We start from the raw sequence: 12,934 nt of genomic DNA, 5'->3' as shown, positions 1-12,934 counted from the left end.
ATTGCTAAAAGAAAGAAACGGTGCTTTGATGTCGAACCGGTCTTTGGCAACATCAAAAATAACCACGGCTTCCGCCGGTTTATGCTCCGCGGCAAGCAAAAGGTCGAAATCGAATGGGGACTGATCGCATTAGCCCAGAATCTAAGGAAAAGAGCAGCTTAGGAGCGCCCGTTTCTTGCTTTTTAAGCCGAAAACAGCCGATTAGCTTTGAATGGATCGATATCGCGTTTCAATTTCCACTCAGTTTAAAGCAAATGGACGAGGGTGCCTCGGCTAAAACTGAGACACCCTCGTTTTGTGCCGAAGGCGGGACTCGAACCCGCATGGGGCAACCCCCACACGCCTCTGAAACGTGCGTGTCTACCAGTTTCACCACTTCGGCGTTGAAATTGGGTTGGCAAAAATATAAAAGACTTGAGACTTTCCAAGTCTGAAACTTAAATTTTCACACTCTCGTACAACGCCGGAATGTGTACATTCTCAAAACCTGCTTTCTGCAGTTTCAATTTGAAGGCAACCTGCGTTTCATATTCTCCGTGAACCAGGAAAACCTTCTGAACGCGCCCCGGAGTCTGACAGGAGAGGAAATCAAGCATTTCGTTGTAATCGCCGTGGCCGGAAAAAGAATCCATGCTTTCAACCCGGCACCGTACATCGAGGTGTTCGCCAAAGATATTTACCTGCTTATCACCGCGCTTCAATGCGCCCGCCAGCGTATTAGCCGATGCATAACCTACCAGCAAGATCGTTGCATTGCGATCCCCGATGTTGTTTTTGATATGGTGCTTAATCCGACCCGCTTCTGCCATACCCGAAGCACTGATGATAATACAGGGTTCTCTTCTATCATTCAAGGCAATGGAATCTTCCACCTCCGAAATGTAGTGCAGATAGGGAAATGCAAAGGCGTCTCCATCCTTCTCAATGTACGCGAGTATTTCAGGATTAAAACAATCATCGTGCGCTTTCATGATCGCAGTTGCCCGAATCGCCAGCGGACTGTCAATATATACCGGGATATGCGGCAGCTGCCCGGAGCTATATAGCTGATCCAAAGCATAGATCAATTCCTGCGTGCGGTCAATGGCAAAGGCGGGTATAATCAGCTTTCCACTTCTGTCGACACAGGTTTCCTTCACAATCCGAAGCAAATGCGACTTCATATCCACTTCCTTCTCGTGAAGCCTGTCCCCGTAAGTTGATTCGCAAATAATGATATCCGCCTGCGGAAATACATCTGGCTTCCTTAAAATCCTGTCGTCAGGTCGGCCGATATCTCCTGTGAATGTCAACTGTTTAGATGTTCCCCCGTCCGGGATCGTCAGGTGAACTGCGGCACTTCCCAGCAAGTGCGCCGCGTCGGTAAGCAAAACGGCAACTTCATTGCCGGTACCTACATAAAAGGTTTGGCCGTACTTCACTGTTTTAAACAAGCTCAATGCGTGTGCTGCATCTTCTGCATTGTACAGTTCTTCCAGCAGTGGCCGACCCTGGCGCTGCCGGCGTTTATTGATCCTTTCAAGATCTTTTTCCTGAATATATGCACTGTCCATCAGCATTACCCGGCAAAGATCCGCCGTCGCTGGCGTACAATATATTTCTCCTTTAAAACCTTTTCTGACCAGTCTCGGAATCAAACCGGAATGATCAATGTGGGCGTGAGAAAGTATCAAATAATCAATATCGGTCGGTTTAAAACCAAAGTTCTCGTTGAATTCGTCGGTTTGTATCCCTTGAAAAAGACCGCAATCGAGCAGTATTTTTGTTCCTTTTTCGGTGGTGATCAGGTGCTTGCTTCCGGTGACGGTTTGTGCTGCCCCAAAGAACTGAATGAGCATAGCGAAAGTTTTAGTGAGTTGCCTACTGCGCGTGACATTTACGCCAGCACATAAATCGAGTCAAGGTTGCGCCCTATCCCGTCGTAATCCAGCCCATAGCCGACTACGAACTTGTTTTCTATTTCAAAACCAGTATAGCGCATGGAAACAGGCGTTTTTAGCGCCTCGGGCTTGTGAAGCAGGGTTGCGACTTCAACAGATTTCGGTGACAATGCGTGTACTTTCTTGATAAGTTCTGACATCGTCAGACCAGTATCAACAATGTCTTCAATAATGATCACATCACGGTCCCGTAGATTTTGGTCCAAACCCATTATCTCTTTCACTTCACCCGTTGACTCAGTTTTGGAATAGGAAGAGAAGCGGATAAATGTAATTTCGCACGACAATCCGACCCTTTTGACTAACTCACTAGCAAACAGGAATGCGCCATTTAACACCACCAGGAACACAGGACAATGGTCTTCATAATCCTTGGTGATCAGCGCCGCCAGTTCAGAAATCCGGCCTTCGATGGTCGCATTGGGAATGAAAGGGACAAAAGTTTTATCGTGAATGTTAATCATTTTCTGAGGTGTCATTTTCGCAAAAGCTCTGAGGATCAATATTACATTCTTTTTTCAAAAACCGGGCCGCTGACAAACGTAAAATAAAAATCCCGCGTTAATAGGACAAGTTTACCCCTGCTATGAAAAGTATTATTAACACCATCATTTTCTGCTGTTTAACTGTCATTATCATCCCTCAGGCAACTGCTCAATTGTACTCTTCGGCCGAGCTGGACAAGAACTACGACATGATCCTGAAAAATCCGAGCGTACAGATCGAATCGACTGAGGCGATCAATATGCTCTATAATTATCAGTTTCATGAAGCTGACGCCGAGTTCAGGTGGTTGAAATACAGGTATCCGAAGCACCCGATGCCGCACTTTTTGATGGGCCTGGCAGAATGGTGGAAAATCGTGCCGAATACCGATAATGAAGCTTACGATAAGACCTTCCTGGCACAAATGGATTCGACCATTAACCTCGCTGAGGAGCTTTATGATAACGAAAAAAACAAAGTAGAACCTGCATTCTTCCTGGCTGCCGCTTATGCATTTAAAGGAAGGTTATATGCTGAGCGGGAAAGCTGGGCGAAGGCTGCATTTGCGGGCAAAAAGTCGCTAAAATATTTTGAACAATGCAAAGGAAACGGCGATCTCACCCCGGAGCTGCTCTTCGGAGACGGGCTTTATAATTATTACGCAGAATGGGTACCCAAAGAATATCCCATTTTAAAACCTATTCTGGCCCTTTTTCCCAAAGGAAATAAGAAGCTGGGAGAGCAGCAGCTTGAAAAAGTAGGTAACAATGCATTTTACACGCGGGTCGAAGCCAGATACTTTCTATTGCAGATTTATAGCATTGAAAATGAGCATAATAAGGCTTATGAAATGGCGAAGTATATGTGGCAGACTTTCCCTAACAATCCTTATTTCGAAAGATATTTCTGCCGTACTGCATTTGTGACAGGTAAAATGGGTGAAGCCGAAAAGGCAGCCCAGAATATCATCGACAAAATCAGTAAAGGAATGCCGGGCTATGAAGGCGTAAGCGGCCGGAATGCCGCTTATGTGCTGGCTTATTACAACATGAACTATCACCGGAATTACGATCTGGCCGGGCAGTATTATCAGAAAGCCATTGACTATTCAACGCAAACAAACTCAATGAACGCAGGTTACTACGTTTCTTCGCTGATTGGTTTGGGTAAAATCGCGGAGATGAAAAAAGATTATGACGCCGCTTTGAAGTACTACAAACTGGCCGATGATCGTGCTGATAAGAAGACAAGCCAGGATAGAGAAGCCAAAGCGGCGATCGCGAATTTGAAAAAGATGAAGCGGGAGCAACGGCGGAAACGGTAGACTCTTGTCGCGCTTAGCGCAGTCGAAGGGCAAGCACTACTTCTTCAACTCGGCGTAATGTTTAAAAAACAACGGGATGGTTTCAATCCCCTTATAATAGTTGAACAGTCCGTAGCTTTCATTCGGGGAATGCAATGCGTCGATATCTAATCCGAATCCCATTAAAATACTCTTGCAGCCTAGCTCCTGCTCAAAAAGCGCTACAATCGGGATACTTCCTCCGCCTCTTGTGGGGACCGGCTTTTTACCGAAGGATTCTTCCATCGCCAGCTCGGCAGCTTTATACTCGACAGAATCAGTGGGTGTTACATAAGGCAGGCCACCGTGATGCGGAGTTACTCTCACCTTTACCGAAGCCGGCGCAATTGATTCAAAGTGCTTGGTGAAAAGCGCCAGAATTTCATCATCAGTCTGGTGCGGAACAAGGCGCATGGAAATTTTAGCATTGGCTTTGGAAGGCAAAACTGTCTTCGCGCCTTCTCCAATGTAACCTCCCCAAATTCCATTTACATCGAGCGTGGGCCGCACGGAAGTTCTTTCAATCGTCGAGTACCCTTTTTCTCCCTGAATATCGTCAATATCCAAGTCACGTTTATATTCATCAAGATCAAAGGGCGCTGCATTCAGTGCCTCCCGCTGCTCAGTTGTTAATTCTTCGACTTTGTCGTAAAAACCCGGGATTGTGATGTGTCCGTTTTCATCTTTAAGCGAGGCGATCATTTCACATAATACATTAATCGGATTGGCAACTCCGCCACCGTAAACACCCGAGTGCAAGTCGCGGTTTGCTCCCACAACTTCCACTTCCACGTAAGTAAGCCCGCGCAGGCCTGTTTCAATGGAAGGTACATCGTTGGCGATAATGCTCGTATCCGAAATCAGGATTGTGTCGCATTTGAGCATATCGCGATGTTCCCTCACAAATGTACCTAGGTTAGAAGAACCGATTTCTTCCTCGCCCTCAATCATCACCTTCACGTTGCAGGTAAGCGTATCGGTGGCAAGCATGGTTTCCAATGCTTTAATATGCATGTAAAATTGCCCCTTATCATCGCAAGCCCCACGTGCGTAAATGCGCTCATTTTTGATTACAGGCTCAAATGGAGGCGAATTCCAGAGTTCGTAGGGATCTGCCGGCTGTACATCATAGTGGCCGTAGATAAGTACTGTCGGCAATGCAGGATCAATGATTTTTTCACCATAAACAACAGGATGCCCGGCAGTTTCGTAAATCTCGGCTTTATCTGCACCTGCTTTTTGAATGCTTTCACGCACAAACTCAGCCGCTTTCAGCATATCGCCCTTGAATTTGGAATCTGCGCTCACTGACGGAATTCGGAGTAAATCCAGGAGTTCGTTTAAAAATCTATCTCGATTTTCTTCAATATATGTCTGCATTGCTGTGTATTAAAATGATGGGCCAAGATAAAAAAATAACCCCTAAGGTTTCCCCAGGGGTTTACATTTGTTGAAATCAGGTGCTCTTATGCCCTGTTGGTTTTACGGCTAAATAGCTTCACCCGGTTTTCATTTCCATTCAAAAGCCTCACAATGTTTTTTTGGTGTGTAAAAACAACAAGCACAAACATGATGAAGCCGAAAACGATTAGCAGCGGCTCGGGGTGGCCAAATGCGCCGGTCCAGGAAAGTACCGGAAATGCAAGTGTAGCCAGTATTGAGCTGAGCGAAACGTATTGAGATGCGATTAGTGTCAGAATAAATATGGTAATGCAAACAGAAGCAAGCTCAGGGTGAATCGCAAGTACCATTCCTAGTAAAGTCGCAATTCCTTTTCCGCCTTTGAAATTGACGAACACTGGAAAAATATGCCCGATTATCGCAATGATTCCAAACAGTATTTTGTAAACCAGAAGCTCGGTTTCACCAATTTCATTCATGTAAAACAGCATGGAAGCGAGGCAAGTTGCAGTCCAGCCTTTCAGTACATCAATCAGCATTACGACTGTTCCGGCACGCTTTCCTAAAACCCTGAAAGTATTGGTAGCCCCGGCATTGCCGCTACCCTGCTTGCGAACATCAATTCCAAAATATCCTATTCCGTACCACACTGAACTTGGAATAGACCCCAGCAAATAAGCGGCAACAATTGATACTATTAATAAAGCAACACTCATTTTGTACTATTCAATGATAATATTAAATTAGAATCAGATTTCTTCAAAAATACAATAGTTATGCCATTTTACAACAAAACTGTGCCCAAAAACCTTGATTATGCATGCAGAATTTCATTTTCTAGAATAAAGTACTGCAATTATTAAAAACCGCTTAGAAACCTTCGGTAGGTTCTTCCTTTTTCTTCTTCTGTTCCGCTGGCGCGCTTACTGGTTTTTTCTTGGCAGTTGTTTTCACAAGCTTAGCTTTCTTGACAGCTGGCTGATAAAAATCATCGAACCGGTTGACAAACATATCCTTCTCCTCAGACCCGATCGATACCAGCGTCATGTCTTTCGATTTCACATTTTTTGACTTGGCTGTAATCTGATCATTGAAGTCGACCATGGAAGAAACAACGCCCAGCTCGCCTAATTTGTAGTCTATATAATACCAAACATCAGGTGATGCCTGCAAATACAAGCTGAATTCATCTCCTTCTACACCCCGGCGGATTTCAAGCAGCCCGTCCATCTGCGCATTGATGTTATTACGCCCGAAATGCGCTACGCCGATTGGTCCCTGAGAATAATAAGCCTGGTGTGAAGGCGACCAATGCAGGTTTACATTCGACAATACCATCGGAACATCCAGGATTGGCGAAGCTTCGAAAAGCGGCTTATAACCCGCGGCAGTCAGCTTTGCGTAAGCATCAGTCGCTTTCGGCCCGATCAATGCAGACAATTTCTGATTAAGCTGTTCCGCATCATCGTCTGCGGCGGTACTGTTCTGCTCTTCCAGGTTTGTCTCAACGATCTTAGCTGCGATCGGCTGTGCAATCGGTTCCAGCGCAGGCATTTTCAACAGTAACATACTATTGAATGTAAATTTCGAACTATCCACCTGCACCTCGGCGCTGCCGACAGATTGCAGCCACTCGGCGCCTACGAATTTGAATGGACCTGAAAAAGTGGCCAGTCCGGTCTTATCGTCAAAGCGAAGTGCATTGGCTTCGTCGATCAGCCCGTCGGCGCCCGGAGGCGGTACTACTTTAAATGCTTTTTGATCTTCATCATAGTTCAATGCACCCTGCGCGAGGTAGATATCCTCGTCGCCGTCGGATTCTTTGGGCGACAAAAAGCTCATGTACATTCCGCGTGTTTCATTATAATGCAATCCGACCGAAAGCGGGATCTCGTGCTCGTTTTTCAGGTCTTTGTTAATCTTGATAGCTACCGTTTCGCCCGGCGCCTCTTTATAGACGATCCACGAGCTCTGAAAATCCTTCCTGAACTTGATTACCGGCTTCACAAACCCATCCAGTTGCAGGGAAGGCTCATAAGCGATCAGGTTGATGCCGCCCTTGAACTGAATACGCGGAGAAAGTACAAGGTTCTCTTCCTCTTTTACATCCGCACGGGCAGTTGTGTAATACTTGATCGCAGCTGGCTGTTTACTGTTTTTGGAACGTTTACCTTCTGTTTCTGAGCCCAATTCGCGCAGCTCAAAATTCTGCATTTTGATATTGAAAGTATCTTTTCGCGCCGTGATATACTGGTATGTGGCCGAGCCTTCGAAATGATTGCGGGAATCAATGCGTATGTTCGCGTCACGCATTCTGTGCGCTACATTCAATGTATCTATCTCAATGCGGGCATTCTTCAATGGCGCAATTTTGCCTTTGCTGTCGACGCTTACCACACCTTTATCAGGAATGATCTTCACGTCGGCAGTCTGGATAAACGGAACACCTTTGATGTTCAGTGATACTTTTTCGATGTCATAAAGTGCTTCTGAGCCGCTGAAAGTCAATCCTTCCTGCGTCGAATCAGTAGAAGTGTAGGTGGAAGTTTCCCCTAACCCTTTCATCAGGATTGTTTTCTTGTTCATATCCCATTTCGCGCTCCCGATCAGTGTCTGGTAAGAAGCCGTCGGAATCTGCATTCCGGAAGAATCATTTCCGAACCCGGTTTCGTCGGTCAGGAAGTTCGCAATGCCTGTTTTGAAGTTAAAATCAATATTTACATTATTCCCGGTCAGCAGCTTTTTAGCCGATTTCACTTCGCCACTGTTGACTGCGAACGACGAGCGGTTTGCCAAGAAACCGTCTTTATTAAACTTAATATCCGGCGAAGAAAGCTCCGAATCGGCCCGTTTCAGCTTTCCATTACCATATAACCCTGTCGACCGCAGCAGCAGGCTACCTTCCAGGTTAGTTGTTCCATTATGAAATGAAAAGGATTTTCCGGTTGTGTTGATAAACATGCTATCTGCATTCGGGTACCATTTCAATGCATAGTCTTTCAAAGCCACTGCCGGGAAGTACCCTTTTCCGATCGTAGCTTCCTTAATAGACGCGATTTCGCCGGACGCCATGAGCGAGTCAGAGGCGAGTACGACGTTCTTCGCAGTAATCGTGGTTGATAAATACTTGATAACCGCCTTGGAATGCAAACCGGTGTTATCCATTGTCAGCGTGTCGGTAAACCTGGCCTGAGCCTGTCCGTTATAGATCGGCATATCCGTTACGGGCGGCTTGTATTCAAAACCGAGAGAGTTGTCGGGCATGCTTTTCAGCACGGTTTTGATTGGTGGTATAATGCCCCCGGAAGTAAACGTACCGTCGAAAATCACGTCGCGCTCATCAAGCCCGCCCATATCGAGTTTCGGTATTTTGAAAAACACATTTTCTTTCGGGTAAGTGATCGGACCACGTTCTTCCTGGTCAAAAAACACCGTCATACCATCTTCCACAACCAACCGCGGCGACTTCTTCACGCCTTTCTGCAAGCCCGACTTGTTCTTTGGATCGCTCAGGTAAAAGGTACCTCCCTTATCATACTTCACGTGGCCACCGACCTCGCCTTTCTGGCCTTTTGCAAATTTTTCTTTCGGTGTAAATGTGATTGAATCCGAAGGCGCTACATTCACGAAGAACTGATTGTAGTCAAACTTGATATTTTGTCCGCGGAACTGGTAGTTGGAAGCCACCATTCTTCCATTCAATGTAAAATTTCTGTTTTTACCGATGATCAGCTTTTTGTCCGCGGGCGCCGCATGTATTTTCAAAGAATCGCTCACTACAAAGCTGGATACGCCCAAAACTGTGAGCAAAGTATCGGGCATGTAGATAGTCGCATTAGCAGTTTCACTGTTGGCTGTGTACTGCGACGCAACCTGAAAATTATCGTAATCCGCTTTGTCGATATTTGCCAGCACATACAATGCACCTTTTTTGCTCAAAGCGTATTCGTCCGTGGCTTTGTTGTAAATGAAATAGCCTTCCAGCGTCAGTCTGTCGAGTGTATTTCGTACGATTTTCGGATTTTGTTTGAATTTGGCAGCAAGCTCTTCTGAAAGGAATAAAGACTTTTTGGTAGCCTGCACGTAGCTCGCCGCCATATTGAGCGGTTGAAAACCGTACTCTTTTGCAATCTCCCTGAAACGTTCTTTTTTGAAAAAATCCTGAGATTCCAGCGTTACCGGTACAACCTGCTTTCCGTCAATTCTCAGAAATTCGAGCTTGTCATTTGTAAACCGCCAGCGCATTGCCTGCGCCCAGATATTCATTTTGTGATAGCTATCCTGATAGGGTAGCGGCGCATAGTCCGTCCTCTCCATTCTGCCGGTTTTCACCAAGCCTTCATCATCATTGTATTTAAATGTAACTCCTTGATGGTAAATAGAATCGCTGCCCAGCGGGATCGATAGAATGGCAAACGAAGATGATATCACCGAGTCGCGCAGCGCAAACTTCTTGCTTTTAGCTGTAAATGCGACCTTTTCCTTATACTTCACATTCACTGTTGAAAGCTGATCGCTGAGGGAGGTACTGTACATATTCGTCCCGATCAGTGAAAAACCGCCTTTATAATCAATGCTCTTCCGATTGTCTTTCAGCCGCGCGTCAATCCCATTGGAAACAAAGCGCGGGTAAGGTGCGGGCTGGCCTTTGATTTTTTTGACACCACGGTATTCCAATTTACCTTTAACCGGCGCGGCAAGCTGCTGATCATGGTGCAGGGTGACATTTTCAGCAACAATCTTGGGCTGAGCAATATTGAATGAGTATGCATCCAGATCTACATAGATCGAAGAATCTCCGGCTGCAAGCCAGTCGAACTTTCCGTTTTTTCCTACGAAAATCCCATCCTGCAAGGAAATACTTCCATTACTTGGGCCAAAGACAACCGAGTCGCTGCCAGTCACCATCGCAAACTTTGCGTTCTGCAGGTCGACCAATGCACCTGAGATAATGGGAACAGGCGTCGATTTGGGCGCGATTACGAAATTGGTATCTACCGGCGTGTCCCAGCTGTCGTTGATAGCAGCTTCTACATTCGCTCTTTCCACATTCGCAGAGTCGAAACGGAACTTATAGGAGCCTTCTACCAGGTAAAGAGAGTTATAGTTAGCCGCATACAGCTTTTTACTTTCATTGAGAACACGTACAGTTTCCAGTACTTTCTGCAATGTTTTACCATCATACTTTTCTCCTGCCTGGGCCGCGAGATTGAGGAAACTGTCAAAATTATCCGGCGCATTTTTAGCGAAAAAAGCTGCATTCCGCGAAAGCAGGTACAATACAGGGCCCGCCTTCTGACCTTTTGCAACCTGCGCTTTGACAATTGCTGTAAACTTCATTTGCTGGGAGGTATTGAATGCAGACATCCAGATACTATCCAGCTGAGCAGCTGCGCGGACATATTGGGGGTTTCGGCTTCCGTCCATTGCCTTCTTGAATTGCACCATAAACTGGGCAGGTTCGTCAGGTAATTTCAGGTTTTGGGCAAATGCATTTTCCCCAATTGATATGAAGCAGAACAAAAGTAAAGTATAGCGGATTATTCTCATCTTTTTGGCTTTTAGCTACTGGCTTTGCGCGTTTAGCTGTTGACTATTTCTCAATTGATCTTAGCCGATTTTTGGTTTTTCAAATACAACGGTTGCCCATTGGTTACGTGTATTTGATCGTAACTTTTTCAGGCCGCTATCCAATGCGCATTGCTCGATATCTGCCTGATCATTTTCATAAAAACCACTTGTTACCAGCCAGCCGCCTGGTTCCAGGTGTTGAACGTAAGTCGGGATTTCGGCCAGGAGGATATTGCGGTTGATATTGGCCAATATGCCACCAAACATTCTTCCTTCCTGCACTTTGCTGATAGTACCCTGGAAAACCTCGGTTTCGGCGGTGAGTTCATTCATTTCAAAATTCTCGACCGTATTCTCCACAGCCCATTCGTCGATATCAAAACCCAGCAAACTGCTAGCGCCTAGTTTTGCAGCCAGAATGGCCAGGATACCGGTTCCGCAGCCTACGTCCATGATCGAAATTCCGTGATGAGGCAGACTCAGCTGTTCATTCATCACAAGCCAGGTGGTTTCGTGATGTCCGGTGCCAAAAGACATTTTCGGCTGGATCAGCAAATCATATTTGAATGCGGGATCCGGGCTGTGAAATGTTGCCCTCACCCGGACCTGGTCACCGACTTCGATCGGTTCGTAGCTTTTCTCCCACTCCTCGTTCCAATTCCTTCTTTCTAACGATTTCCATGTAGCCGCTATTGCCGTCAGATCCAGGTATTTGGCGATAATTGCCTGCAATGCGTTTTCATCGAAATCCTCTTCCTGAATGTAAGCCAGCAGACCACTGTCAGTCTCAACAAAAGATTCAAATCCCAACTCGCCCAACTCGGCCATAATGATTTCAGAAAAGTCGGGTTCAATGTTGGCGGTAACTTCTATGTAGTTCATAATTGCTTTTAATCGTTTTTGCTCTCGCAAAAGGTAACAAGAATCTGGGTTTTGGCCAGATAATGTATGATGTGCATATATCTTTCCGGAAATTAACCCTGTAATTTTAAAATTAAACTTTAAATTTACGGGGTTAATTCTTATTTCATGTATCCTAGAATCATCGAGACCGAGTTTCTTGAGCAGCTATCAGACAATCCCGCTGTGGCATTGCTTGGCCCTCGTCAAGTCGGAAAAACAACGTTGGTAAAGGAGCTACAAAGTCGGTTTGACAGACCTTGCATCTATCTGGATTTGGAATCAAATGCTGACCTGACGCGCCTGCAAGACGCTGAATTGTATCTGGATGAAAGACGCGAGAGTATCATAATCCTGGATGAAATCCAAAGAATGCCGTCGCTTTTTCCATTAATGCGATCTTTGATCGATAGAGAGCGGGTACCAGGCCGCTTTATTTTACTTGGTTCTGCCTCACCAGATTTGTTAAAAGATAGTTCAGAAACACTAGCGGGTCGGATTTCATATCTGGAACTTCATCCTCTTCAACTCGAAGAAGTAAAGGAAGATGTTAATTATACTGTCCATTGGCTGCGAGGAGGATATCCCGCCATGCTGCAAGCTGTGTCCGACCGTTCTTCTGCAAGAAAAATGGCGGATTTTATCAGCAGCTATATAGAGCGTGACCTGCCACTGCTAGGATTGCCGGGAAATCCGAGCAATATCAGGCTTCTTTTAAATATGCTGGTGAGCGTTCATGGTAGTCTGCTCAATGTTTCTCAGTTAGCCAATTCTCTCAAAATGAGTATGCCAACTGTGCAAACCTACCTCGATTATCTTGAAAATGCATTTCTAATCAGGCGTTTACTTCCTTGGCACGTGAATGTAAGCAAGCGGCTAGTGAAAAGCCCAAAAATCTATGTGAGGGACTCAGGTATGTTGCATTCACTTGCCGGCATTACAAGTCTTGAAGATCTTACAGGCAACATTATTGTAGGCAACTCGTGGGAAGGCTATGTGAATCAGCAAATCATAGCGGCATTACCGTTTGATGTGAAACCCCATTTTTATCGCACGCAAGACGGTGCCGAATTAGACCTTGTGCTGGTAAAAGGTAATACTGTAAAGCTTGCCATCGAAATAAAATATACGAACAGCCCAAGTTTAAGCCGGGGCAATACAAATGCTCAGCAAGATCTCGGAAACCCGCTTCTGTTAGTTGTTACTCCATCAGCTGATGATTTCAAAATGAAGGAAAACATTCAGGTATGTAGTATAGCAACTGTAAACAACTATATCAATGCAATCTTGTAAA

The 12,934-nt window shown here is 45.5% G+C and carries 9 protein-coding genes and 1 tRNA gene; 3 read left to right on the top strand and 7 right to left on the bottom strand.

Features of this window, described 5'->3' with window-relative positions; translation table 11 throughout:
- Positions 1 to 162, top strand: a 162-nt coding sequence (locus Q369_RS28835) for a transposase (protein ID WP_157488258.1), incomplete at its 5' end; no start/stop codon positions are given.
- A gap of 136 nt (positions 163 to 298) precedes the next feature.
- Here the strand turns inward: Q369_RS28835 and Q369_RS0120200 are convergent.
- The 3 genes from Q369_RS0120200 to hpt all read right to left on the bottom strand — a co-directional run bounded on the left by Q369_RS0120200 (position 299) and on the right by hpt (position 2,404).
- Positions 299 to 382: transfer RNA gene (locus tag Q369_RS0120200), tRNA-Leu, on the bottom strand.
- A gap of 55 nt (positions 383 to 437) precedes the next feature.
- Positions 438 to 1,838 carry an MBL fold metallo-hydrolase RNA specificity domain-containing protein gene (locus tag Q369_RS0120195; RefSeq protein WP_031529585.1) on the bottom strand — a complete coding sequence of 467 codons (1,401 nt, stop codon included), beginning with the start codon at positions 1,836 to 1,838 and terminating at the stop codon, positions 438 to 440.
- A 38-nt stretch (positions 1,839 to 1,876) separates the two neighbouring features.
- Positions 1,877 to 2,404 carry a hypoxanthine phosphoribosyltransferase gene (hpt, locus tag Q369_RS0120190; RefSeq protein ID WP_031529584.1) on the bottom strand — a complete coding sequence of 176 codons (528 nt, stop codon included), beginning with the start codon at positions 2,402 to 2,404 and terminating at the stop codon, positions 1,877 to 1,879.
- A 122-nt stretch (positions 2,405 to 2,526) separates the two neighbouring features.
- Here hpt and Q369_RS0120185 point away from each other — a divergent pair, with 122 nt between their 5' ends.
- On the top strand, positions 2,527 to 3,750 hold the full coding sequence (locus Q369_RS0120185; protein WP_031529583.1) for a tetratricopeptide repeat protein: 1,224 nt from the start codon (positions 2,527 to 2,529) through the stop codon (positions 3,748 to 3,750).
- A 36-nt stretch (positions 3,751 to 3,786) separates the two neighbouring features.
- On the opposite strand, the gene Q369_RS0120180 is transcribed toward Q369_RS0120185, so the two are convergent.
- From Q369_RS0120180 to prmA, 4 genes are all read right to left on the bottom strand, one after another.
- On the bottom strand, positions 3,787 to 5,148 hold the full coding sequence (locus Q369_RS0120180) for a dipeptidase (RefSeq protein ID WP_031529582.1): 1,362 nt from the start codon (positions 5,146 to 5,148) through the stop codon (positions 3,787 to 3,789).
- Positions 5,149 to 5,234: 86 nt separating this feature from the next.
- A complete protein-coding gene (plsY, locus tag Q369_RS0120175; protein ID WP_031529581.1) occupies positions 5,235 to 5,885 on the bottom strand; it encodes a glycerol-3-phosphate 1-O-acyltransferase PlsY in 651 nt (216 codons plus the stop codon).
- A 154-nt stretch (positions 5,886 to 6,039) separates the two neighbouring features.
- Positions 6,040 to 10,719 carry a hypothetical protein gene (locus tag Q369_RS0120170; protein ID WP_031529580.1) on the bottom strand — a complete coding sequence of 1,560 codons (4,680 nt, stop codon included), beginning with the start codon at positions 10,717 to 10,719 and terminating at the stop codon, positions 6,040 to 6,042.
- Between the two features lie 60 nt (positions 10,720 to 10,779).
- Positions 10,780 to 11,622, bottom strand: a complete 843-nt coding sequence (gene prmA, locus Q369_RS0120165; protein ID WP_031529579.1) for a 50S ribosomal protein L11 methyltransferase — start codon at positions 11,620 to 11,622, stop codon at positions 10,780 to 10,782.
- Between the two features lie 147 nt (positions 11,623 to 11,769).
- On the opposite strand from prmA, the gene Q369_RS0120160 reads away from it, so the two are divergent.
- A complete protein-coding gene (locus tag Q369_RS0120160) occupies positions 11,770 to 12,933 on the top strand; it encodes an ATP-binding protein (protein ID WP_031529578.1) in 1,164 nt (387 codons plus the stop codon).
- Position 12,934 lies beyond the last annotated feature (1 nt).

This window comes from Dyadobacter crusticola DSM 16708 (genome assembly GCF_000701505.1).
GTDB classification, from domain to species: Bacteria; Bacteroidota; Bacteroidia; order Cytophagales; family Spirosomataceae; genus Dyadobacter; species Dyadobacter crusticola.
Note: the sequence above shows the minus strand (reverse complement) of the source record. Positions and strands in the feature narration are given on the sequence as shown.

What these genes read in the sequence shown, in the direction of transcription:
- Q369_RS0120195 (WP_031529585.1), bottom strand. Translation starts at nt 1,838, where the DNA reads ATGCTCATTCAGTTCTTTGGGGCAGCACAAACCGTCACCGGAAGCAAG.
- hpt (WP_031529584.1), bottom strand. Translation starts at nt 2,404, where the DNA reads ATGATTAACATTCACGATAAAACTTTTGTCCCTTTCATTCCCAATGCG.
- Q369_RS0120185 (WP_031529583.1), top strand. Translation starts at nt 2,527, where the DNA reads ATGAAAAGTATTATTAACACCATCATTTTCTGCTGTTTAACTGTCATT.
- Q369_RS0120180 (WP_031529582.1), bottom strand. Translation starts at nt 5,148, where the DNA reads ATGCAGACATATATTGAAGAAAATCGAGATAGATTTTTAAACGAACTC.
- plsY (WP_031529581.1), bottom strand. Translation starts at nt 5,885, where the DNA reads ATGAGTGTTGCTTTATTAATAGTATCAATTGTTGCCGCTTATTTGCTG.
- Q369_RS0120170 (WP_031529580.1), bottom strand. Translation starts at nt 10,719, where the DNA reads ATGAGAATAATCCGCTATACTTTACTTTTGTTCTGCTTCATATCAATT.
- prmA (WP_031529579.1), bottom strand. Translation starts at nt 11,622, where the DNA reads ATGAACTACATAGAAGTTACCGCCAACATTGAACCCGACTTTTCTGAA.
- Q369_RS0120160 (WP_031529578.1), top strand. Translation starts at nt 11,770, where the DNA reads ATGTATCCTAGAATCATCGAGACCGAGTTTCTTGAGCAGCTATCAGAC.